The following is a 21,757-nucleotide window of genomic DNA, read 5'->3' as shown; positions in this document are numbered from 1 at the left end:
CGCTGCTTCTCGCGTCTCACGGAGTCGGCCGCAACACCACCTTGCCATAGGTTTCGCGGTTCTCCAGGGCGGCGTGCGCCTTGGCCGCTTCGGCCAGCGCGAACGGCGGTCCGACCAGCGGCCGCAGGCTGCCGTCGGCGAGGGCGGCCAGCGCCTCGTTCTCCAGGGTCCGCATGCCGCCGGGCACCTTCAGCAGGTTCGGTCCGAGGACGACGTTCGCGGCCAGCGCGCGGGCGAGCAGGTCGTCGGAGGTGAACTGGTGCTCGCCGAACTCCCTGCCGTACATGGTGATCCGGCCGCCGGGCCCGAGGAGGTCGAAGGCGGCGCGGCCGTACTCGCCGCCGGCGCCGTCGAGCACCAGGCTCACCGCGCGCCCGTCGAGGGCCTCGCGGACCGACTGGGCCCAGTCCGGCGCGGTGTAGTCGACGGCGACGTCGGCGCCGAGCTTCCGCACCTTGGCGACCTTGGCCGCCCCACCGGCCGCGCCCACCACGGTCGCGCCGATGTTGCGGGCGTGCTGCACCGCCAGCGCGCCGATGCCGCCGGCGGCCGAGGTGACCAGCACGACGTCGTCGGCGGTCGGCTTCGCGGTGCGCAGGATGGACATGGTGGTCCGCCCGGTGCCGATCATCGCGACCGCCGCGTCGAAGTCGGCGCCGTCGGGCAGCACCTGCAGCGCCTCGACTTCGCGGACCGCCAGCTCGGCGTAGCCGCCGCTGGCCATGCCGAGGTGGGCGACCACGCGCCGCCCCAGCCATTCCACGTCGACGCCCGCGCCGAGCTCGTCGACCACCCCGGCCACCTCGCGGCCGGGTGTCATCGGCAGGTCGGGCTGCGGGAAGGGGCCCCGCTGGCCCCCTTGCCGGATCGAGGTGTCGACGACGTGCACGCCGGCGGCGCCGACCGCGATGCGCACCTGCCCGGGGCCGGGGTGCGGGTCGGGCACCTCCTCGTAGCGGAGGACCTCCGCGGGGCCGAACTCGTACTGCCGAATCGCGTGCATTCCGTGCTCCTTGAGCCGTTTTCTCGTTGCCGGGAGCACGAAAGCCGGTTCGCGCTCCCGCTCGCGACGCTAGGAGTTCGACCAAAGTGGAGGTCAAGGCCCGCGATCAATACCTGGGCGGGGGAACCGTGATCCCGCCGCACGAGCTCTGCCACGCCGCCGCGAGCAAGTGGCGATTTCGCGCGAAATCGCCGTTCCGCACGCGTGCCAGGCGGCGATTTCGCGCGAAATCGCCGTTCCCTGCGCGTGCCAAGTGGCGATTTCGCGCGAAATCGCCGACGCGGAACCCGGCATCCCCGCGAAGCCGGTCGAGGAGCTCAACGACTCGGTCGAACGGTACGCGGAGGCGCGGCGCGCGCCTTGGCCGCGACCTGGTCGGCCAGCGGAGCGGGGCTGTCAGCGGAGGCGGTAGGTGATCTCCTGGACCGCCGCGCGCGCCACGGCGGCCATCTCGTCGAGCCGGTCGGCCACCCGCGTCGTCGGCCCTGCGATCGACACCGCGGCGGTGCCGGAGCCGGCCCGGTGCGACACCACGGTCCCGGCCAGCGACGTCCTTCAACCCCCCAGCCGGAGGCGCCCTTCGCGCGGGTCAGCAGGTCTGCAGCAGTCGCTGCATCACCGGCGTGGAGAACCGCAGCGATTCCAGCGGAATCCGCTCGTCCACGCCGTGGAACATCCGCGAGTACGGCAGGTCCGGCGGCACCCGGAGGGCCTTGAAGCCGAAGCCGTTGATGCCGATCGTCGCGAACGCCTTTTTGTCGGTCCCGCCCGCGTTGCAGTACGGGGCCGGGTGGCCGTCCGGGTCCTCCGCGCGGATCGCCGCGCATATCGCGTCGACCAGGGTGCCGGAGAACTCGGTCTGCATCGCCACGTCGTGGTGGATGACCTCGCGGCGCACCGACGGCAGCAGCGGGGAGTCGATGGTGTCCAGCAATTCCTGCTCGTGGCCGGGCAGGAAGCGCCCGTCCACCGCGGCGGTGGCGCGCCCCGGGATGACGTTGGTCTGGTAGCCGCCCTCGATCATCGTGGGGTTCGCCGAGTTGCGCAGGATCACGTCGACCAGGTCGGCCACCGGCCCCATCTTCTTCAGGCCGGTGTCCACATCGGACGGAAGTCGGTGCCGAGCAATTCGGCGGCGCGCTCCAGCAGCACCCGCACCGGCTCCATCAGCCGCACCGGGTCACCTGGGTGGTCGGCGTGGTGTCGGCGCTGGCGGACAAATCGGTCGCAGGAATGCGCTGATCACTGCCAGGATGGGTGCTATGACCGAAGTGCGTACGGCGCATACCGCCGACCTCGACGAAGCGACGCGCAAAGCCGCCCGGGCACTGCTCTGGGACGTGTTCGAAGACGACATGGCAGAACACGACTGGGAGCACTGCCTGGGTGGCATCCACACCCTGGTGTGGGAAGGCGACGAGCTGATCGGCCACGCGGCGGTGGTCCAACGGCGTCTCCTGCACGCCGACCGAGCCCTTCGCACGGGCTACGTCGAGGGCGTCGCGGTGCGAGCGGGCCGACGGCGCCGGGGCATCGCGGCGGCGATGATGGCGGAGCTGGAAGGGGTGATCCGCCGCGCGTACGACCTCGGAGCGCTGGGCGCGAGCGACGAGGGAGCGGCGCTGTACGAGGCGCGGGGCTGGCAGCGCTGGCAGGGGCCGACCTTCGCCCTGGCTCCGACGGGAACTCAACGCACGGAGGACGAAGACGGCTTCATCTTCGTCTTTCCGGGGGAAGTCCCGTTGGACCTGACCGGCTCGTTGACCTGCGACTGGCGCGACGGCGACGCCTGGTAGCGGCGGCTCCAGTGCTCGTGAGTGTTCCTTCCGGTAAGAACCGGAACGAACACTCACGAGCATTGCGGGGCCCGGTAGCCGGGCGGGCTCGGGGCAGGTGCCCGGCTACCGGGAGGATCGGCGCGGTGATCGGGGAGGGGCAACGCGCCGATCCGGTCAGGGGGTCAGGCGGCTCGGGGAGGCTCGTCCGCTTCGGACAGGGGAGCGCGGAGCCGGTGGCGGCCGGTGTACTCGGCGTCGCGTTCGGCTTCGATGTCGTCGATGAGCTGCCAAACGTCGTAGGCGTCCTCGCCCGCGTCGCCGTGCTGCGGATTCGATGCCAGGATGAACAGCATCGCGAAGATGACGACGTTGAACGCGATGAGAGTGCCCAGCTGAAACCAGAACATGACGAGTCCCTTCCGGCGGGCCACCGTCCGATGTGGTCAGATCAGCGCTCTCGCTTGACGCACTCCTGATTCCACAAGTGCCGCGCCGCAGAGCCCCGGCGGCCGGTCGTGTCGGAGCGGACTGGATTCACAGCCCTGCTGTGCGGTTCGGCAATTTGCAAGCAAACCGAGCAGCGCGGCCGGGCCGTGGTCGGATGCCCGACGGCGGCCCACATGACTTCCGCGCCGCACTCGCCAGCCCCACCGGGCCGGAGCACGAAATGCGTGTCCAACGCCCGCAATCCAGGCGAAGGCAACCACCGAGGCCAAACCTCCAACACCAACACCTCCACACGTTCTTCGGCTACCTTGGGCCGTGATCGCTTCGCAACCGGTCACGAACCACTCAGGTCAATTAATTCCTGGTCACGGGCTGAAACCGCAAGCTCGTTGCCCTCAACCTTTTGGGTGGTATCCGACATGGGTCAAGAACGCCGTAAGCTGTGGAACGTGGGCGACACCGCTGGTACACCGCGAACTCGCGCGCTAGCTGCGGCACTGCGGGGAGCGCTAGCGGACTCTGGCCTCACCGCGCGTCAAGCCGGCCGCCTCCTCGACAAGTCCCACAGCACCATCTCGCAGTGGCAGAACGGGAAACGGGTACCGACCACCGATGATGTTTCCGCCTTCTTGGCCGTGCTCGGGGTAACAGGCAAGCGGCGGCGGCAGGTGCTCGACCTAGCTCGAAACGCACGCGAGTCGAATTGGCTAGCCGGCGGCGTTTCGGAGCAGCTCGCAGGCATCATCGAGTGCGAGCGAACTGCCGTCGAGATCATCGACTGGTGCCCGCTCGTGGTGTCCGGTCTGCTCCAGACCCGTGACTACGCGAGCGCGATCATCGGCGACAACGACGACCTGTCGCGTGCGGAAGTCGACTCGCGGGTAAAGCTGAGGCTTGACCGCCAAACGCAGCTTGCGGAACGCGATGGTCAACGGGCTGATCACACGGTGTTGATCGGTGAGCCCGCGCTTCGCCAGTGCATTGGTGGCCGGGAAGTGCTGCTGGATCAGCTTCGGCACGTCCTCGCGGTAGCCGACCGGAAGGAAACGACGATCCAGGTCGTGCCAACCGGAGGCGGCTGGCACCCCGGGCTGATGGGTCCGTTCGTGATCTACGGCTTCGTCGAGTCGCCATCGATCGTTGCGATCGAGAACCACCGCTCCTCGGTTTTCCTGTACGAAGACGACGACATCGTGACCTATCGGCGTGCGTCCGCGGCGATTCGTCGTGCCGCTCCGAGCCCGGAAGAGTCAGCAGCATTCATCCTCAACGTGATCACACAGGTGGAGGGCAGGGAATGATCGAATCATCGCGTTGGCGCAAGAGCAGCTACAGCGGTCAGGAAACCCACTGTGTCGAGTTATCCAGCCCGCCCGGCCTGATCCGGGACTCGAAGGACCCGGATGGGCCAACGCTGAGCGTCGACGTCGCCGGTTTCCTGCGGGCGGTCAAGGCTGGTCGCTTCGAACGCTGACCGCACCCCGTTCGGCCGAGAAGCCAAGGGCACTTTTTGCCAACTTGCTCGGCCAACTTGCTCGGCGAGAGGTGCCCTTCACCTCGTCTCGTCCCGTCCCCGGGTGCTGGGGTCCGCAACTTCAATGGAAATCAGAGCTTCGATTTCAATGGAAGTTGCGGATGACCGCGTTGCCCGCGAAGAGCTGCACAGCACCTGCCGCTTGTAGGGCGGGCCTTCGGTGTCCTGCGCGAGCATCTGCTCCGCGTTGTCGAGGTACCAGCGGACGCCGTCCAGGCAGCGGTCCACGTCGGCGCACGCGGCCTCCCACGGCTTGCCGATCTCCCAGGCGAGCAGCAGCGTCAGGTCGTCGCGGAGCAGGGCCATCGCCTCAACCGCGGCGGCCACCGCGGTCTGGCGGTGCTCGAAGGTCGTCTGCGCCCACGTGCGCTGCGCCCTGGCAGCAGTTGGCCGAGGTGATCTCGGGGCGTGCGAAGGCGGCCTGGTTCACCGTCGCCGACGCCCGCGACGCGCCCGCCGGACACGGCGTCTGCTCCTCCCACGAGTGGATCAACGGCCCGAGCAGGGCGCTGGTGGAGTCCTCCAACCGGACGTCGACGGCCACGCCAAGGCGTACCTGCCGGTACGCAACGACATCACCGGCTGACGGCCTGCACTTGGTGGCGGGTGGCGATTTCGCGCGAAATCGCCACCCGCTTCGCACCAGAACCGCCGATTTCGCGCGAAATCGCCTCAACCGCCGGGGTGCGCGGCGCGGGCGGACCGGATGATCGCGTCGATCCGCCGGGAGTGCGCGCCTCGCCAGTACACCTGCGCGCAGTCCTCGCAGCGCGCGTAGTCGTCGTAGTGGCGGCGAGTCCCCGGTTCGATCTCGGCCTGGACGTCCTCTTTGGACACCGGGCGCAGGACACCGTTGCAGGCCGTGCAGCGAGTCCACGGATCGAGGGGAGGCGCGAACCGGCCGATGACGTCGACCATCTGCCGCGCCGGGTCCGCACCCCGCACGTAGGCCCCCGCCCGCAGTACCCGGCGGCGCAGGATGCCGCGGTCCTGGGTCAGCAGCACCCGCCGCTCCCGTTCGGCCTGCTGGATCAGTTCGTCGTCGGTGGCATCGTTGCGATAGGCGGTGTCGATGCCCAGCAGCCGCAGCCGCCGGGCCAACTTCCCGAGGTGCACGTCCAGCACGAACCGCGGTGGCGACGACTGCGGCCGGTCGACTGGCCGGATGTCGATCGCCGCACCGGGATGCGGTTGCAGAGCGGGTGTTGCAGGCGAGCCGTCGACCAGGAAGCGGCCCACCTCGGTCAGTGGAACGCCCAGCGACTCGGCGATGTGCCCGACCGTCGCGGTGCCGTCGTAGGGCAGGTCGAGGCGCGCCACCCGATGCCGAGGAGCGGCGAAGAACCACAGCTCGGGATCGATGCGCACCCGCACGCTCGCTTCCGTTGCCACCTGTCCATGGTTTGCCGCCGCAGGAGATCCCGCTCGGTTTGGCCACCCCGCCGAACTACCGGACGCCCGCAGCAGCCGAATTCACGAACACCCCTCACGATTTAACCTCGAGCCAGACGGCAAGGGACAAGCCCAGTTGGTTCCAGGGCTGGCGCCTGTGAACCAGATGGATGTGACCGCCATCCGCACAGGCGCCAGCAGCTGCAGGCTATGGGCAAGGACGTGGGATCCAAATGGCATGGATCACGTTTCAGAACCCTACTTCCGTGGGCGACCACGTGTTCGCTGCCAGTGAGGAACGCTCTGCGGCGAGGTCGGGAGGGTGAGGGTGAGACCTGCGCCCCGGCACTGCGGACAGAGGCGCCGGCCGGCGCGGATCGTGGACTTCCTCGCCCGCTGTGGAGACCGTGTCCATCCCGATGTCGGAGAAGAACACCATGGACGCGGCGGTACCGATGCCCGTGATGCCGAACGGCGGGTCCGCGACGGACCCCACTGGGGGGCGAATGTTGTTGCGCGGCATCACGTTGCCCGACGGCCGACGGGCCGATGCGCTGCTGGTTTCGGACCAGGCCAGGGTGGTTCTGGACCTGCCGCCGGTGAGGCTGTGACCCGGAGACCCGGCCGGACTGCTCGCGATCCGGGCGGCGGACCTGGACCAAGCGGCGAAGGGCGCGACCGAGGATCGGGCCGTCTTCCACCGCGGCCGACTCGTCGCCCGGGCCCAGGTGACCACGGCACTGCACCACTACTGAGCGCGGCGCCGATGAGTTCTGGGCTCGCGGGCAGTCTGCACCTTCGGAACACCCCGCGAGCCCAGCGGCTCGCCCGATCAGGAAGGCACCTGCCGTGACGATTCAGCCCATCATCATCACGTCCGACCTGGACCGGCTGCTGAACTTCTACACGAAGCTGTTCGGCGCGGTCGAGAAGTACCGCATCCCCGACGGCGAGCCGGCGTTCTTCATCGGCTTGCAGATCGACGACACCGAGCTCGGCCTGGTGATCGACCGGGACGTCGAGGTGGGCACGGCCGGGCGCGTGCTGCTGAGCTTCGACGTCAGCGACGTCGACGCGCTGCTCGACCAGGTGGAAGCGCTCGGCGGCCGGGTCCAGGGCCCGCCGAACGACATGTCGTGGGGCCAGCGGGTCGCCCACATCTTCGACCCCGACGGCAACGCCGTGAACCTCACCTCCTCGTGAGTGGCAATTCCGGTTCTTACCGGAGCGAGCACTCACGAGCCTCACGGGGGTTGGCGGACAGGTGGGCTGAACCACCAGGTGATCAGCGGGCCAGCCACCGCCAGGACCAGGACGTAGCTGGTGGTCAGGGGGCCGAGGAGGGCGTCGTGGACGGTCACCAGGCTGACGATGATGATCGAGAACTCGCCGCGGACGATCAGCACGCTGCCCGCGCGCAACCGGCCCCGCCGCCCCGCCCCGGCACGGGCCGCCGCGTACCAGCCGCTGCCGATCTTGGTGAGTGCCGTCACGGCGGCCAGCGCGATCGCCGCCGGCAGCACCGGCAGCAGCGAGGACGGGGCCACGGAGATGCCGATCGCCAGGAAGAACGCCGCCGCGAACAGGTCACGCAGCGGCGCGACCAGCGAGCGCACCCGGTCGGCCAACGGGCCGGTCAGCGCCAGCCCCACCAGGAACGCCCCGACCGCCGCCGAAGTGCCGGCCAGCTCCGCGATCGCGGCCACCACCAGCGCCAACCCGACGATACGCAGCAGCAGTTGCTCGGTGTCGCGGTCCTCGACCAGGTGCCCGACGCGGTGTCCCCAGCGCCGGGACGCGCCCAGCGCCAGCAGCAGGACACCCACCGCGACCGCGACGCTCGCCAGGCCGTGCAGCGCCGTGCCCCCGGTGGCCAGCACCGCCAGGATCGGCAGGTACACCGCCATCGCGAAGTCCTCCAGCAGCAGGATCGACAGGACCGCCGGGGTTTCCCGGTTGCCCAGCCGGTGCAGGTCGTCCAGCAGCCGGGACACGATCGTCGATGACGACACCCAGGTGATCCCGGCCAGCGCCACGATGCCGGTCACGTCCAGCCCGAGCAGCCAGCCCGCCAGCGCGCCCGGCGCGGCGTTGACCACCATGTCCAGCAGCCCGGACGGGACGTGCTGGCGCAGCGTCACGGTGAACTCCTCGATGGAGAACTCCAGGCCGAGGGTCAGTAGCAGGAGCACCACCCCGATCGACGCGCCGAGCTCCACGAAGTCGCGGGCCGCTGGCAGCGGCGCGATGCCGCCCTCGCCCACCGCCAGCCCCACCAGCAGGTACAGCGGGATCGGCGACACCCCGAAGCGCCGGGTCACCGCGCCGATCGCACCGAGCACGATCAGGACGATCCCCAGTTCCAGCAGGAGGGCGATCGAGGTGTGCACGGCAGTTCATCCCGCCAGGATGCGTTCCACCCCGGTGATGCCCTGCTGCGTGCCGATCACCACGAGGATGTCCCCCGCCAGCAACCCCTGGCTCGGTGCGGGGGAGGCGATGACGTCCTCGCCGCGCACGATCGCCACGATCGACGCGCCGGTGCGGGTGCGCGCGCGTGTTTCGCCGAGGGTGCGGCCGTCGAACTCCGAGCCCGCGGTCACCTCCACCTGACCGGCGTTGAGCCCCGGCACCTCGCGGGTCAGATCGGCGAAGCGCTCGGCGATCCGCGGGGCGCCCAGGATCTCGGTGACGGCGTCGGCCTCTTCCGCGCTGAGCCGGAACAGCATCCGGACATCGTCGGGATCATCGCCGGGGTAGGCGACGAAGTCGAAGTCGCCGCGCCGCCGAGCCACCACGCCGATGCGCTGGCCATCGGTGGTGGTGAACTCGTACCGCAGCCCGACCCCGGGGAGCAGAACTTCGGTGACGTCCATGCGCTCATCATCGCGCCGCCGCGTCGCACCCGCCGGGTACGCGTCACGCGGTGACGCAGGTTGCTGCTGGCGGGGGCTCGCCGAGGTGGCCGGGGTCGATCTGCGTTGCCTGCCGCTGCTGGCCACCAGCGGCAGCGCGGTGGCCGACCTGGCGCCGGGTGCGGTCGCCGACGTGTATCGGGCCTATGTGGACGGCTCAGCGGGCCGAGTCGCGCTATTCTGGCGCTCGGCGTCCGGTGTGTCAGGATTCGAACAGGGAGTCGCCCCAATGGCCTCCGGGTTGGGTTCCCGGTGGGCAGGCGAAGATCGCCGAACCGTTGTGCTGCAGGTACTCCATCATCGAGTCCTTTTTGGACAGCAGGCGCTGTACCGGGATGAACTGGGTGCGCGGGTCCCGGTTGAAGCACACGAAGAACAGCCCGGCGTCCAGCCGTCCGAGGCCGTCGGAGCCGTCGGTGAAGTTGTAGCCACGGCGCAACATCCGCGCCCCGCCGTGCGTTTCGGGCGCCGCCAGCCGGATGTGCGAGTCCTCCGCGATCCGCAACTCGCCGTCCGCGCCGCGGGCCTGCAGGTCGACCCGGTCGAACTCGTCGGTTCCGCCGTGCGGGGCGCCACTGCCCTTGGTGCGGCCGACGATGGTTTCCTGTTCGCCCAGCGACGTCCGGTCCCAGGTTTCGATGTGCATCCGGATCCGCCGCGCCACCAGGTAGGTGCCGCCGGACATCCACTGCGGGCCGTCGCCGGGCTGGGCCCACACGTGCCGGTCCAGCTCCTCAGTGTCCTCGGCCTTGAGGTTGTTCGTGCCGTCCTTGAAGCCGAAGAGGTTGCGCGGTGTGCTCTGCGATCGTGAGGTGGTGGAGGTCCGGCCGAACCCGAGCTGCGACCAGCGCACCGCGACCTTGCCGAATCCGATGCGCGCCAGGTTGCGCACCGCGTGCACCGCCACCTGCGGATCGTTGGCGCAGGCCTGCACGCACAGGTCGCCGCCGCTGCGCGCCGGGTCGAGGGCGTCGGCGGGGAAGTGCGGCAGGTCGACCAGCGCCGGGGGACGCCGGTCGGCGAGGCCGAACCGCCCGTCGAACAGCGACGGGCCGAAACCGATGGTCAGCGTCAGCGCGGACGCGGACAGGTCGAGGGCCTCGCCGGTGTCGCCGGGCGGTGCCTCGGCGTGCCCGGCGACCGCGCCGTGCTCGACCGCCTCCAGACCGGCGGTCATCCGCTCCGCGGCCCGGGTCCATTCCGCCAGCAGCGCGACCAGTTCCGCGCGGTCGGTCGTGGTCACGTCGAAGGCGACGAAGTGCATGCGGTCCTGGGCCGGGGTGGTGATGCCCGCCTGGTGCGGGCCGTGGAACGGCACCGTCGGTGCCTCGTCGCCGTGACTGCCCACGACGTATCCCGCCCCGGTGCCCACACCGGCCACCGCGACACCGGCCCCGGCCAGCCCGAACAGCCGGCGGCGGGAGACCCCGGTCATCGAGCCACCACGCCGGCGGTCTTGCTCAGCGGCTCGCTCAGCGCGTCCACGGCCGCCGCCAGTTCCTTGACCTGCTCCGGGGTCAGCTCGGTGTAGAGCCGGTACCCATCGCCGACCTGGTAACGCGCCAGCAGCGCGTCCACCGCGGCGAACTTCTCGTCCAGGGTGGCCACCAGTTTCGGGTCCTTCTCGGTCAGGACCGGGCGCAGCGCGGTGACCACCTGCTTCGCGCCGTCCACATTGGCCTTGAAGTCCCACAGGTCGGTGTGCGAGAAGATCTCTTCCTCGCCGGTGACCTTGCCGGTGGCGACCTCGTCGAGCAGCTCCTTCGCGCCGTTGGCGGCTCCTGACGGGGTCAGCTCGACGGTCCGGGTCTGCGCCACGAGCTGGTCGACGTCGGCGAGGAGCTGGTCGGCGATCGCCGGGGTGTCCGGCTGCGGTCCGGTGACCCAGAGGTCCTTCTCCAGCCGGTGGAAACCGGTGAACTGCTGGCCCGGCTCCAGGTCGGCCTCCCGGCCGTCCATCCGCGGGTCCAGGTCGCCGAAGCTCTCCGCGACCGGCTCGATGCGCTCCCACGGAATCCGGGCCTGGGCGTACAGCTGCTTGGCCTGCGCCACATCGCCGGCCTTGACCGCCGCGACGAACCGGGTGGTCCTGGCCTTGAGCTCATCGGCCTGCTCGTCCACGTAGCGCTTGTAGTCGGTGACGGCCTGCGCCGCGGCGCCGCCCTGCGCGGCGGCCGTGCCGGTCACGGTGAAGTCGCCGCGGATGCCGTCGCCGCGCATGCCGGGCTTGCACGCGGTCGTGTACTTGCCGCCCTGCGGCACCTCGGCGACCAGCTGGCGGTTGAGGCCGGGGCCGATGTTCTCGACCTCGCTGATGATCCGGTCGCCCTCGCCGTAGAGGTAGAACTCGGTTACCTGGCTGCCCTTGTTGGTGATGTCGAAGCGGATCGTGCCGGCCGGGGCGGAGGTCGCCGACAGCGTGCAGGCGTCGTCCGAGGCGTCCACGGTGATGGTGCCGGGGGCGTCGCCGGCGGGTTGCCCGGCGCATCCGGCGGCGAGCAGGATCGCGCCGAGCGCGGGCAGCAGGGTGCGGGCGTTGGTGGTCACTTGGCGTCTCCGGTGCGGGTTTCGACGGGCCGGGCGGCACCGTGGTGGGGGCGGAGGAACAGGGCCAGCACGATCACGACGTAGCCGCCCCAGACGACGGCCTCGAGCACCGTGGTCTGCGGGGAGAAGTTGAAGATCCCCTTCAGCAGCGCGCCGTACCAGGAATTCGGCGGGACGTACTCGCTGACGTCGAAGGCCAGGGTGTGCAGGCCGGGCAGCAGCGAGGCCTCCTGCAGGTCGTGCACGCCATAGGCGAAGACCCCGGCGGCGACGAAGACCAGCAGCGCGCCGGTTACGTTGAAAAACTTCGACAGGTTGACCTTGATCGCCCCGGCGTAGAGCAGCCAGCCGAGCAGGATCGAGATCGTGATGCCGATCAGGAACCCGACCAGTGGCAGGGCGGTGCCGCCGCCGGCGGACTGCACGCTGGAGAAGAAGAACACCGCGGTCTCCAGCCCTTCGCGCGCGACCGCCAGGAAGGCCACGGTGGCCACGGCGACCGGGCCCAGCTGCAGCGCCTCGTCGAGCTGTCCGCGCAGTTGGGCCGCCAGGGTGCGGCCGGCGCGGCGCATCCAGAAGATCATGCCGGTGACGAAGGCGACCGCGATGATCGAGGCGATCCCGCCGAAGGCCTCCTGGGCCTCGAAGCTCAACGTCGCCGCGGTGTAGGTGAGCACCGCGCCCAGCCCAACCGACAGCGCCACCGCCACGCCGACCCCGGCCCAGACCAATGGCAGCGCGCGGCGGCGTTCGGTGCGGACGAGGAATGCGACCAGAATGCTCACCACGAGTACGGCCTCCAGGCCTTCGCGCAGTCCGATCAACGCATTACTGAAAAGCATTCGCATCTTCCTCTGCCGACGATCGACGGGTATCAAGAAACTAGGTAAGCCTCACCTTGGTGTCAAACGAGTGTGAACTCCATGACACCCCGGTCGCGACCACGCCCGACGATCTATTTCGGCCCGGTTGACCTGGTTTTTCGATGCATGTCCGGAATGGTCGAATGCCTTTCTGGCCGAACCGGGCGGGGCGGTCACACTTGTTCCCGAAGATCATTTGGTCGCCGGCCGGAATTCAATTCTGTCCTTTGTGGATCGAACTGCGGTTCCGGCAGGCTGGATCGCGAATTCCTTGATCTTGTTCGCCGGGTCGCGTCGGGTGTGCGGATTGTGGTGCGCGGGAGCATTGGGTCAAGTTTCGTCCCACGGGGCGAGGAATATCGGTTAGGCTGGCGGGGCATCGGTGGGTTTGACCGCCCGCCGACGACGACCTGGCGGTGCCGGGTGGGTCGCCGGAGCATCCCCGCTCCCCGGCCCGTCGTCTCGGCGTTCGACCGCAGAGCTAGCCGTGCCGGTCCAAGGCGCCACCTCAGACCGCGCGGCTGTCCCGGGTGGTCAAAAGGGAGAGACGGCGAGAGCCGTCTCGGCCGCCCGCGTGGAAGAGCCCGCTGACCGGGAGGTCAGCGGGTTTTTTCGCTCCTCGGGCGGGGCGGCCGGCGGAGGCTCGTCCCCAACCGAGGCCGCGGCGAGGTCGTCCCTGCTGGTCATGCCGGCTCCGCAAGGAACGCGCTCGGCACCCAAGCGATTGTTGAGCGGAATCGAGGCGGCGACTGGCGGCCCGGCGGGCGAGGGCGCACCGTACCGGGTATGTCCACTGTCAAAGCCAATCAATCAGGCGTGTTCTACCGGCGTCCGGCCCCGGAGGCCGACCCGTATGTGCGCGAAGGCGGCCACGTCGACCCCGGCCAGACCATCGCGGTGATCGAGGCGGTGAAGACCTACAACCCGGTGAAGTCGGAAACCGGCGGCACCGTGACCCGGTTCCTGCTGGACGACGGAGCCCAGGTCTCCCCAGGACAAGAAGTCGCCGAAGTCACCGACTGAATGCCCCACGCGGTTGATCTTGAATCCGGCGCAAGCCCTATCATGGCCGCGCAGTGGTGGGAGGCGGGAGGACCGTGCGCGGGGTCGACTATTACGAGCTGCTGGGCGTGAACCGCGACGCGACGGCAGCCGAGATCAAGTCCGCCTACCGGTCGCTGGCGCGCAGCATGCACCCCGATGTCGGCGGCACTGCGGGAACCTTCCGGTTGCTGCAGGAGGCCTACGAGACGCTCAACGACCCGGTGCGCCGTGCCGGCTACGACCGCGCGGACGAACCGGCTCGCCGCCCGCGGCCGGCGGAACGGCGCAGGCGGCGGCATTTCGGCGAAGACCCGGCCTACGTGCCGAAGATGCCGCGGCTGCGCTTGGACGACCTCCCGTGGTGGGACGCCGTCGATCCGGACACCCGGGTCCGCTACCTGCCCGTCACCGGCCCGGACCGCGCGCCGACGCTGGCGCTGGTCGGCGGCTGGTCGCTGCTGCTGCTGGCCGGGCTCGCCGTCGAGCTCAGCGCGATGCTGCTGGCCGCGTGGCTTTCCCTGCTGGTGGCGTCCGGCGTGGTGATCGTGCTGCTGCTGCGGCGGCACATCCGGGCGCACCGGATCGACCGGTCGTTCACCGCAGAGTTCGGCGGCCGCCGGATCTTCGGCCTGCCGGACGGGCAGGACGAGCGGGCCCAGCAGCTGACCGCCGAGCTCTGCGCGAAGTACCTGACCCGGCTGCCGGGCGTGCGGGTGTTCCACGGGCTGGCGTGGCCGGACTCGGTGTTCGAGGACGTGCACCACGCGGTGCTGTGCGGGCGGCGGCTGGTGCTGGTGGAGTCCAAGAGCTGGCTTCCCGGCCACTACACCTCCGACGAGACGAGCGCGTTGTGGCGCAACGGCCATCTGTTCCGCGGCGGCACGACGAGCTTGCCGGACGGCATTGCCGCTTTCGAGGAACTGCTGCCCGGTGTCGAGATCCGTGGCGTGGTGCTGATCTATCCCAGCCGCGCCGGTGACGTCACGACGGTGGAGCAGGACGGCGATCCGGTTTCCCCGATGACTCCGGCCCAATTCGTCCGCGACATCGGGCGCTGGCTCGCGCAGGACGCGGCATCGGTGGACCGCGAGGTGTTCACGGCGCTGCTGGACCAGGTCGTCAGGGACTGATCCGGCGCGACTCCTTCCGCCGGTGCCGATGAGTTTTCGCTCCGTCCCTTGTCGATACTGGTAGTCGGCAACATCAACGACGTGGAAAGGGCGCAACGCCATGACTACCAGTTCGAATGCGGCGGTTTCCCAACGGCGGGGCGTGCACGTGGCGCTGTGGGTGCTCCAGGCACTGCTCGCGGCGTTCTTCGTGTTCGCCGCGGCCCCGAAGCTCCTCGGCGACCCGACGACGGTCCAGATGTTCGACTTAATCGGGTTCGGGCAGTGGTTCCGGTACCTGACCGGCACTCTCGAACTGCTGGGTGCCATCGGCCTGCTCGTGCCGCGGCTGGCCGGGCCGGCCGCGCTCGGCCTCGCCGGTGTCATGATCGGTGCGACGATCACCCAGGTGTTCGCGTTCCACGATCCGGGCACGGCGCTCATGCCGCTCGTCCTGGTGGTGGTGTTCCTGGCGGTCGCCTGGGGACGCCGCGCGTCGATCCCGTTCCTGACCGGTCGCTGACCGGCCGACTCCTGATGGTGGAACCCGGTGTCCCCGACCTCGGCCCGCAGATCGGCCGGGATCGCAGCGGGGCAAGCCGGCGGAGTGACGGCCGAGACCACCGGGTACGCCCACCCGCACCCCGGAATCCGGTACCTGCCCACCTCCGACGCCGCACCCGTCACTGTCCACCCGACCTGGAACCCGCATCCTGCGCATCCGCGGTCCCGACCTTCCGGGAGCACACCCGGCGCGTCGTCGCCGCTGCCGTGTGACGCCAGTTCGATGCATCCCAAGAGGTTTCGCGCGGCCGGAATAATGCGTTGAGGCATTGGCAGGCGGTCGTCGTCCTCGATACCTTGTCGATCTTCACGGTGGCCGGCCCCGCGAGCGCCCGGCGGTGTGACCGTGTGCGATCAGCCCGGCCGGGCGCGAGGATGGGCCGGTCGGGGTCTGCCGGACGAAGGAGTACCAGCGTGACGAATCCGCACCAGAACGTCAGTTTCGCCAGCAACGGGCGCACCGCGCACGGTTACCTGGCGACGCCGTCCGGTTCGGGCCCCGGTGTGGTGGTGATCCAGGAGTGGTGGGGGCTCACGGACCACGTCGCCGATGTCGCGAACCGGCTGGCGGCCGAGGGGTTCGTCGCGCTCGCCCCGGATCTCTACGGCGGGCACACCACGCACGACGCCGCTGAAGCCGCGCGGCTGATGAAGGAGCTGCCCGTGGACCAGGCGGCGCGGGACCTCTCCGGTGCGGTCGACTACCTGCTGGCCCACGATTCGGTGACGGGTCCAGCCGTCGGGGTCGTCGGGTTCTGCATGGGCGGCAAGTTCGCGATCGTGCTCGCCGCGCAGCAGGGCGACCGGGTAGGCGCCGTGGTGCCCTTCTACGGGATGCCGTCGGTGGCGGACACGGACTTCTCCGGCCTGACGGCGCCGATGCTGTGCCACTTCGGCGAATACGACCGCAGCATCAGCATGGACGCGGTCGCCGAACTGCGCGACAAGATCCAGCAGCAGTCCGGCGTCCGTCCGCAGATCCACGTCTACCCGGCAGGGCACGCGTTCTTCAATGACCAGAACCCGGCTACGTACCACGAAGATGCGGCCCGCACCGCCTGGCCCCGAACCCTCGACTTCCTCCGCCGCCACCTGACCTGACGGCGGATTCGCGCGGGTTTGGTGCGGCGAACGGCCTGTTTACTTCTTCTCTCGGAGCGAACAGTCCGTTCGCTCCACCAGCAGCGCCGTCACTGCTGGCCGGCGAAGCGGGCGGGTTTCAGCGTCGGCAGGCCGGACTTGCCGACCAGCCGCTGCGGGCGGAAGCCGGCCAGGACTTCCGCCGGGCTGCCGGTGAGCAGTTCCTGGGCCGCGAGCTTGCCCAGCAGCGGGCCGAGGGTGATGCCACTGTGGGTGGCGATCGCGTAGATCTTGCTGCTGTCGCCGAGGAATCCGGCGACGGTAAGGCCGTCGGCCGGCATCGAGCGCTGGCCGACGCGAAGCGACTCCAGTCGGGCGCCTTCGGTGCCCGCGAGCACGTCCGTCAGGCGTGCGCACAGCTTTCGGGCCGCGCGGCGCAGGAACTTCGGGGCGGCGACCTTCGTGCCGTCCGACAGCACCGCGAAGTGAGTCAGGCCCAGGTCGATGCCCACCTCGGAGTCGACCGGCGGCAACGTTTCGTCCTCGCCTGTCTGTACAACGAACGATGCGAAGTACCGGCCCGCCGCGTCCTTGATGATCGTTACGGAAGACGGGTCCGAGGGTAGTTGCCACGACCAGCGCACCTCCAGGTCGCCGACCTTCGGCAATCTGAGCCGCCCGTTGTCCAGCACCTTGAACCGGGAGTTTTTGGTGAACCGGATGGCCTGCTGGTTGTCCTTGCGGGACCGCAACCGCGGCGGGGCCACCTTGCGGCCCTTGCGCTTGCCCGTGATCGAGTTGAAGAAGTTGCGGTACGCGGTGTTCAGGTCCGCCAGGGCCTGCTGCAACACCACGGCGGACACCTCGCCCAGCCACGCCCGTTCCGGCGTCAGCTTGGCCTCGGTGATCAACCGCCGGGACAACTCGCTGTCGGAGATGTACTTCTCGTGCGCGTCCCTCGCTTGCCGGCGTAGGCGCAGCCCGTCGTTGAACACCACCCGCGCGCACCCGAACGCCCGAGCCAACTCGATCTGCTGGCCCGGCGTCGGATACACGCGGTAGTTGAAACGGAGCTGCACGAGCGCACTGTACCATTGGTTTACGGTTGAATCCGAAGGCATTTAAACCGTCAGATAATGTGTTTTCGCGATGCACGTTCATTTGGTGTTCGGGACGAAGTTCCGGCACAAGGTGTTCGACGACCGGCACCTGTCGAGGATGGAGCAGATCATGCGGGACGTGTGCCGGGACTTCGAGGCTGAGCTGGTCGAGTTCAACGGCGAGAACAACCACGTCCACCTGCTCGTCAACTACCCGCCCAAGGCCGCCGTGGCCCGCCTGGTCAACTCCCTCAAGGGCGTGTCCTCCCGGCGCCTGCGCCAGGAATTTCCCGACCTCGTACACCACTACTACCGAGCCAGCAAACTCTGGTCGGGCTCGTACTTCGCAGGCTCCATTGGCGGGGCACCGCTGAGCGTCGTGAAGCAGTACATCGAGCAGCAGAACCGCGCCTGGCCGGGCGCGATCCGCAGCCGGGCGGCATTGTCGTCGTCGAGCAGGACCGGGTCGACGTACACCCGCGACTTCGCCGCCGGAATCCCGTTGCGGACGAAGTAGTCGTGCACGGTCATCGAGCAGCCGGTCAGCCCCGCCAGCGCGGGCTCGGGCCGTCCTGCCGCCACACCAGCGCTATTGGGATCGGCGGGGCGTCGTGCACCGGAACCAGCAACACGCCGGGAAACTTTCAGTTGCGCGGCGGTGGACGGCACCAGGCTGATGCTGTCGTCCAGCCTCAACTCTCGCACGCACCGGTCCTCCGTCGGCACCGGCGGCCGCAGCAGCCCGGGTGCGGGTGACTCCGGTTTCAATTGAAAAATTGAAACCGCGCGTCGTGCGGAGCGCCTTGTGTCCACAGTGGATGAAAATACGGATTTCCGGTCTTGACGGGGAAAACGGACACTCGTGCGAAGTGTGGTGCAATGCACGTGCGGTTCCCGTAACCCTGCGTCGGCTTGTGGCGACAGACCTGTTGAACGACCAAATCATCGATGATCTTGGTTTCGACTTTTGCTGTACAGAACTGAACAAGGAGGTCTTTCGTGGCTGCCGACCGACCGGAGAGTCGGGCATGGTGGATCTGGAGCGCGGCGGTGGTCGCCTACCTCGCCGCGGTATTTCACAGGGGCAGCTTGGGGGTCGCCGGAACGCAGGCGCTCGACCGGTTCGACGTCGGGCCGGCCGCGCTGAGCGCGTTCACGGTACTGCAGGTCGGCATCTACGCCGGCATGCAGATTCCCACCGGATTGCTGGTGGACCGCTTCGGTTCCCGAAGGGTGATCACCGTCGCGGTGGTCTTGCTGGGTGCCGGGCAAATGCTTTTCGCGTTCGCCGATTCGTATTCGATGGGTCTGCTCGCACGCGCGGTGCTGGGCCTGGGCGATGCGTTGATGTGGGTCAGCATCCTGCGGCTGGTGGCGGCGCACTTCTCCGCCCGCCGCTACGCACTGGTGGCAACGGTGTCCAGCGCGCTGGGGGCGCTGGGCGGTGTTGCGGCCACGTTCCCGCTCGCGCTGGCACTGCAGAACATGGGCTGGACGGCGACGTTCCTGCTGGTGGGCGCGTTGACGCTCGGCTACGCGGCGGTGACCGGAACGGTCGTGCGGGACGCCTCGCTCGGCGGATCGCAACCGCGCAGCAGCGGTGCGGTCTTCCAGCAGGTGCGTGACGCGTGGTCCGTGCCGGGCACGCGGCTGGCGTTCTGGGCGCACTTCTGCACGATGTTCGTCTCGGGTGCGCTGACCCTGCTTTGGGGTTTCCCGTACCTCGTGAACGGGCTGGGCGTGCCGGCCTCGACGGCAAGCGTGCTGCTGAGTCTGCTGATCATCGGACAGGTCGTCGGCGGGCCCGTGGTGGGTGCGCTGATCGGCCGCCGCCCGGAGTGCAGAATGTGGATCGTGATGGGCTACCTGCTGCTCAACGCCCTGTCCTGGGTGGTGCTGCTGGGCTGGCCGGAAGGGCGCCCGCCGCTGGCGGTGATCGCGGCCGTGTTCCTGGTCTTCGCCCTGGGCGGCCCGGTTTCGGCGGTGGCGTTCGCCCTGGTGCGGGACTACAACCCGGTCCGCCACGTCGGGACGGCGACCGGCGTGGCGAACGCAGGCGGCCACTCCGCGACGGCGCTCGGCGTCCTGTTGGTGGGCCTGGTCCTCGACCTGGCGCAGGGCATGCCGGGCGGCTCGGAGTACCGGGCGGCGATGCTGGCGCTGGTGGCGATGCTGCTGTTCGGCGCGTTCCGAACGGCGGTCTGGTGGCGCCGGGCCCGAGCGGCGGTGTTCGCGGCGGAGGCCCGAGGCGAAGGTGTGCCGGTGGTGCTGACCCGCCACCGCTGGGACCTCGACCTGCCCCGCGCAACCGTCAACGCCTGATCCGATCAGGCGACGAGTGAAGGGCGCCTTCGAACAACTCACTTGCCCGGAGGCGCCCTTCGCCTACTTCGAACCGTCCACCAGGCGGTCCGGGAGTGCGAGCAGCCGGTCCACGTCCGCGAGGTGCAGGCCCGTCGTCGGTTCGTCGAGGACGTAGATCACCGCCTTCGCCGCCATGTGGATCGCGAGCTTCGGGCGCTGCCGTTCGCCGCCGGACAGGGTGGTCAGGGGCTGGCCGAGGCGGAGGTAGCTCAGCCCCGGCGGGCGAGGTGAACGCCCTGTTCCTGCCCGAGAACCGCGAGCGGGAGTTCAGGAAAGGCATGCAGGGCGTGTGCAAGGTTGATCTGAGGGCTGCGGCGGGTTTCTGTTCAGGTGGGACGCGAGACGAGGGCGCGGTTTCGGGTGGGAGATCATCGGGTTGTTCAAGCCGTGACGGTCTATCCAGGAGCTGCACTCTTGTGTTCTTGGCTTCCCAGGTTCGGGTTGTGCTTGACCGGCCCACCCTCACAGTCGAGTCCTGGCGGGGTCGTGTGGATGGACTCTGGCGGGCTCTGGAGGCGGTGGGCGGGGAATCCTGTATGGGTTGCCGTTGCTGCCGGCCCTGGCGGTGCTGGCGGTGAACGCCGGTGCGAAGATGTTCATCGAGTCCGCCTCGGCGGAGAGAACCCGCAAGTTCCATTGAAATCGAACCTTCGATTTCAATGGAACTTGCGGACCGTCGGCGTGTCGCACCCCGACACGCCGATGCCTGTGGACAACCTCCGCAATTTCAATGGAAATCGTGGGCGGGTACGGACGTGCCAGGGCCCGCAGCCTGAAAGGTCCTTGTTCTGGACGGAAACCTGCGAACCGATCTGCTCGGGGGGCCCGGCAGGGCATCCGAATATGGCGCTGGCGCCGCCCGAACGGCAAGGTCGCCGGTATCGAAACGGTCCACCACCTGGCCAACCTGCCACCCACCTCCCAGGGATCCGGCAAGTTTCTGATGTGAGGCTTTGACCTGGGTTTTCGTGGTCGCTCGCGCCTGGGGGACCCGGTGGGTGGCGCGTGGGGTCCGTGGCGGTGTGATGGAAGTTCTCATGCTCACCGTCACGCCCGGAACGGAGTCCCACGCGCCGATGGCATCTTCGCCTATGTCTGCTGTCCGTCGCCAGTGCCTGATGGATCTGCTGGGGTTGATCAAGGACCCGCGCCGGCGGCGGGGTCGGCAGTATCGGCTGGTCGGCCTGCTGGCCGTGTCGGTGGCCGCGGCCATTGCCGGCGCGTCGTCGTTCACGGCGATCGCGCAGTGGGCCCGCAACGCAGGTGAGGAGGTCCTGGCCGCTCTCGGCGCGGATCGTGGGCCGGCGGAGGAATCCACGTTCCGGCGGGTCCTGTCCAAAGTAGACCCGGACCGGCTGGACACGCTGCTGGGACTGTGGTTATGGACCCGTACCACACGGGTGGCCGACCGGCTGGTCATCGCGATCGACGGCAAAACCGTGCGGGGCGCGAAAGCCGCGGGCGGGGTGTGTCCTGAAAGGGAAGTGGTGACGGTGTAGAAGATCGCCAGCATGATCCGTGCTGTGCCAGTGATGGAGGTAGGCCCTCCGGGATCGCCGTGCAGGCGGAGGTCCCAAACCGCCGCAGTGTCATGTCGGTCAAGAGCCGGGGTGGGAAGCGACTGCGGAAACGGCCCGTTATCAGCGGGTCAGGTAGGCGGCGAGAAGACGAACGTGTGTGAACCACTGCTGACGCGTCGAAAGGCTTCTGATGACATCGAAACCGGGAAGCCCGCATATCCCGGGATCAAGGAGCGCTCTTCGGGGTGTTCCCTCAGCCAGGGAGCTGCCTGCGTGTGGCCCTGGTGGTGTCCGGCGTATAGGTGGCGTGAGCTCGTTGCAGGCGCTGGCATGGAACAGGAGAACCTGTCGTCTCGATACCGACGGCCAGTTGACAGGGCCGCTATCCGGCCTCTGGCGGTCGACAGGGAGGACCGCGAGCGGCGACAACCGCGAGCGGCAGAGTACCGATGCGAGGCACAGGGGCGGGCCGACTCGTAGTAGTGATGAAGGTCCTG

At 69.1% G+C, this 21,757-nt stretch carries 24 protein-coding genes and 2 pseudogenes; 12 read left to right on the top strand and 14 right to left on the bottom strand.

The features are described 5' to 3' along the window. Window positions 1-16: 16 nt before the first annotated feature. The 3 genes from ACRXBZ_RS06740 to ACRXBZ_RS06730 all read right to left on the bottom strand — a co-directional run bounded on the left by ACRXBZ_RS06740 (window position 17) and on the right by ACRXBZ_RS06730 (window position 2,075). Window positions 17-1,003: a zinc-binding dehydrogenase gene (locus ACRXBZ_RS06740; protein WP_433878296.1), complete on the bottom strand. Its 987-nt coding sequence runs from the start codon at window positions 1,001-1,003 to the stop codon at window positions 17-19. Between the two features lie 396 nt (window positions 1,004-1,399). Beyond that, entirely contained in the window at window positions 1,400-1,534 is a 135-nt protein-coding gene (locus tag ACRXBZ_RS06735) for a hypothetical protein (RefSeq protein WP_433878295.1), read from the bottom strand. 58 nt (window positions 1,535-1,592) lie between these two features. After that, window positions 1,593-2,075: a peptidase dimerization domain-containing protein gene (locus ACRXBZ_RS06730; protein WP_433878294.1), complete on the bottom strand. Its 483-nt coding sequence runs from the start codon at window positions 2,073-2,075 to the stop codon at window positions 1,593-1,595. Window positions 2,076-2,256: 181 nt separating this feature from the next. Here ACRXBZ_RS06730 and ACRXBZ_RS06725 point away from each other — a divergent pair, with 181 nt between their 5' ends. Further along, window positions 2,257-2,799 carry a GNAT family N-acetyltransferase gene (locus ACRXBZ_RS06725; protein WP_433878293.1) on the top strand — a complete coding sequence of 181 codons (543 nt, stop codon included), beginning with the start codon at window positions 2,257-2,259 and terminating at the stop codon, window positions 2,797-2,799. Window positions 2,800-2,963: 164 nt separating this feature from the next. On the opposite strand, the gene ACRXBZ_RS06720 is transcribed toward ACRXBZ_RS06725, so the two are convergent. Beyond that, window positions 2,964-3,188 carry a hypothetical protein gene (locus tag ACRXBZ_RS06720; protein ID WP_433878292.1) on the bottom strand — a complete coding sequence of 75 codons (225 nt, stop codon included), beginning with the start codon at window positions 3,186-3,188 and terminating at the stop codon, window positions 2,964-2,966. A gap of 213 nt (window positions 3,189-3,401) precedes the next feature. On the opposite strand from ACRXBZ_RS06720, the gene ACRXBZ_RS06715 reads away from it, so the two are divergent. After that, on the top strand, window positions 3,402-4,529 hold the full coding sequence (locus ACRXBZ_RS06715; protein ID WP_433878291.1) for a helix-turn-helix domain-containing protein: 1,128 nt from the start codon (window positions 3,402-3,404) through the stop codon (window positions 4,527-4,529). Further along, window positions 4,526-4,702: a DUF397 domain-containing protein gene (locus ACRXBZ_RS06710; RefSeq protein ID WP_433878290.1), complete on the top strand. Its 177-nt coding sequence runs from the start codon at window positions 4,526-4,528 to the stop codon at window positions 4,700-4,702. Before ACRXBZ_RS06715 ends, ACRXBZ_RS06710 begins: the two co-directional genes overlap by 4 nt. Window positions 4,703-4,780: 78 nt before the next feature. On the opposite strand, the gene ACRXBZ_RS06705 is transcribed toward ACRXBZ_RS06710, so the two are convergent. The 3 genes from ACRXBZ_RS06705 to ACRXBZ_RS06695 form a co-directional block, all read right to left on the bottom strand. Next, window positions 4,781-5,089, bottom strand: coding sequence for an aldehyde dehydrogenase family protein (locus tag ACRXBZ_RS06705; RefSeq protein ID WP_433878289.1), 309 nt, complete (start codon window positions 5,087-5,089; stop codon window positions 4,781-4,783). Continuing rightward, window positions 5,073-5,306: a hypothetical protein gene (locus ACRXBZ_RS06700; RefSeq protein ID WP_433878288.1), complete on the bottom strand. Its 234-nt coding sequence runs from the start codon at window positions 5,304-5,306 to the stop codon at window positions 5,073-5,075. The genes ACRXBZ_RS06705 and ACRXBZ_RS06700 overlap by 17 nt, the downstream gene beginning before the upstream one ends. A 128-nt stretch (window positions 5,307-5,434) precedes the next feature. Next, a complete protein-coding gene (locus ACRXBZ_RS06695; RefSeq protein WP_433878287.1) occupies window positions 5,435-6,154 on the bottom strand; it encodes a Mut7-C RNAse domain-containing protein in 720 nt (239 codons plus the stop codon). A 407-nt stretch (window positions 6,155-6,561) separates the two neighbouring features. Between ACRXBZ_RS06695 and ACRXBZ_RS06690 the strand changes: the two genes are divergently transcribed. Together ACRXBZ_RS06690 and ACRXBZ_RS06685 are read left to right on the top strand one after the other, a co-directional pair. Beyond that, window positions 6,562-6,765 (top strand): hypothetical protein, encoded by a 204-nt coding sequence (locus ACRXBZ_RS06690; protein ID WP_433878286.1) that lies wholly within the window; start codon window positions 6,562-6,564, stop codon window positions 6,763-6,765. A 238-nt stretch (window positions 6,766-7,003) separates the two neighbouring features. After that, window positions 7,004-7,357 (top strand): VOC family protein, encoded by a 354-nt coding sequence (locus tag ACRXBZ_RS06685; protein WP_433878285.1) that lies wholly within the window; start codon window positions 7,004-7,006, stop codon window positions 7,355-7,357. 41 nt (window positions 7,358-7,398) lie between these two features. Here the strand turns inward: ACRXBZ_RS06685 and ACRXBZ_RS06680 are convergent, their stop codons facing one another. The 5 genes from ACRXBZ_RS06680 to efeU form a co-directional block, all read right to left on the bottom strand. Further along, window positions 7,399-8,544 (bottom strand): cation:proton antiporter, encoded by a 1,146-nt coding sequence (locus ACRXBZ_RS06680; protein ID WP_433878284.1) that lies wholly within the window; start codon window positions 8,542-8,544, stop codon window positions 7,399-7,401. A 6-nt stretch (window positions 8,545-8,550) separates the two neighbouring features. Beyond that, entirely contained in the window at window positions 8,551-9,030 is a 480-nt protein-coding gene (locus ACRXBZ_RS06675; protein ID WP_433878283.1) for a cation:proton antiporter regulatory subunit, read from the bottom strand. A 241-nt stretch (window positions 9,031-9,271) separates the two neighbouring features. After that, window positions 9,272-10,504 (bottom strand): iron uptake transporter deferrochelatase/peroxidase subunit, encoded by a 1,233-nt coding sequence (gene efeB / locus ACRXBZ_RS06670; RefSeq protein WP_433878282.1) that lies wholly within the window; start codon window positions 10,502-10,504, stop codon window positions 9,272-9,274. Further along, the gene (gene efeO, locus ACRXBZ_RS06665; RefSeq protein ID WP_433878281.1) at window positions 10,501-11,616 is read right to left on the bottom strand and encodes an iron uptake system protein EfeO; all 1,116 of its coding nucleotides are present in this window, start codon (window positions 11,614-11,616) and stop codon (window positions 10,501-10,503) included. The genes efeB and efeO overlap by 4 nt, the downstream gene beginning before the upstream one ends. After that, window positions 11,613-12,458, bottom strand: a complete 846-nt coding sequence (gene efeU / locus ACRXBZ_RS06660) for an iron uptake transporter permease EfeU (RefSeq protein ID WP_433878280.1) — start codon at window positions 12,456-12,458, stop codon at window positions 11,613-11,615. Before efeU ends, efeO begins: the two co-directional genes overlap by 4 nt. An 807-nt stretch (window positions 12,459-13,265) precedes the next feature. Between efeU and ACRXBZ_RS06655 the strand changes: the two genes are divergently transcribed. The 4 genes from ACRXBZ_RS06655 to ACRXBZ_RS06640 all read left to right on the top strand — a co-directional run bounded on the left by ACRXBZ_RS06655 (window position 13,266) and on the right by ACRXBZ_RS06640 (window position 16,297). Then, complete coding sequence (locus tag ACRXBZ_RS06655) at window positions 13,266-13,502, top strand: biotin/lipoyl-containing protein (protein WP_433878279.1); 237 nt, start codon at window positions 13,266-13,268, stop codon at window positions 13,500-13,502. 74 nt (window positions 13,503-13,576) lie between these two features. Beyond that, window positions 13,577-14,653, top strand: a complete 1,077-nt coding sequence (locus ACRXBZ_RS06650; protein WP_433878278.1) for a J domain-containing protein — start codon at window positions 13,577-13,579, stop codon at window positions 14,651-14,653. Window positions 14,654-14,753: 100 nt separating this feature from the next. Next, window positions 14,754-15,155 carry a DoxX family protein gene (locus ACRXBZ_RS06645; RefSeq protein ID WP_433878277.1) on the top strand — a complete coding sequence of 134 codons (402 nt, stop codon included), beginning with the start codon at window positions 14,754-14,756 and terminating at the stop codon, window positions 15,153-15,155. Window positions 15,156-15,610: 455 nt separating this feature from the next. Beyond that, window positions 15,611-16,297, top strand: coding sequence for a dienelactone hydrolase family protein (locus tag ACRXBZ_RS06640; RefSeq protein ID WP_433878276.1), 687 nt, complete (start codon window positions 15,611-15,613; stop codon window positions 16,295-16,297). Window positions 16,298-16,386: 89 nt separating this feature from the next. Here the strand turns inward: ACRXBZ_RS06640 and ACRXBZ_RS06635 are convergent, their stop codons facing one another. After that, the gene (locus tag ACRXBZ_RS06635) at window positions 16,387-17,355 is read right to left on the bottom strand and encodes an RNA-guided endonuclease InsQ/TnpB family protein (RefSeq protein ID WP_433878275.1); all 969 of its coding nucleotides are present in this window, start codon (window positions 17,353-17,355) and stop codon (window positions 16,387-16,389) included. Window positions 17,356-17,425: 70 nt separating this feature from the next. Between ACRXBZ_RS06635 and tnpA the strand changes: the two are divergent. Together tnpA and ACRXBZ_RS06625 are read left to right on the top strand one after the other, a co-directional pair. Beyond that, window positions 17,426-17,779, top strand: a pseudogene (gene tnpA / locus ACRXBZ_RS06630) (IS200/IS605 family transposase); the annotation flags it as partial. A 596-nt stretch (window positions 17,780-18,375) separates the two neighbouring features. After that, window positions 18,376-19,698: an MFS transporter gene (locus tag ACRXBZ_RS06625; RefSeq protein WP_433878274.1), complete on the top strand. Its 1,323-nt coding sequence runs from the start codon at window positions 18,376-18,378 to the stop codon at window positions 19,696-19,698. Window positions 19,699-19,764: 66 nt separating this feature from the next. Here the strand turns inward: ACRXBZ_RS06625 and ACRXBZ_RS06620 are convergent. After that, window positions 19,765-19,956: pseudogene (locus tag ACRXBZ_RS06620) on the bottom strand (ATP-binding cassette domain-containing protein); the annotation flags it as partial. Between the two features lie 875 nt (window positions 19,957-20,831). On the opposite strand from ACRXBZ_RS06620, the gene ACRXBZ_RS06615 reads away from it, so the two are divergent. After that, window positions 20,832-21,239 carry a transposase family protein gene (locus tag ACRXBZ_RS06615; RefSeq protein ID WP_433878273.1) on the top strand — a complete coding sequence of 136 codons (408 nt, stop codon included), beginning with the start codon at window positions 20,832-20,834 and terminating at the stop codon, window positions 21,237-21,239. Window positions 21,240-21,757: the final 518 nt, after the last annotated feature.

The sequence above is a fragment of the Saccharopolyspora hattusasensis genome (assembly GCF_050972075.1).
Taxonomy (GTDB): domain Bacteria; phylum Actinomycetota; class Actinomycetes; order Mycobacteriales; family Pseudonocardiaceae; genus Saccharopolyspora; species Saccharopolyspora hattusasensis.
This window is presented reverse-complemented; position numbering and strand designations above follow the sequence as displayed.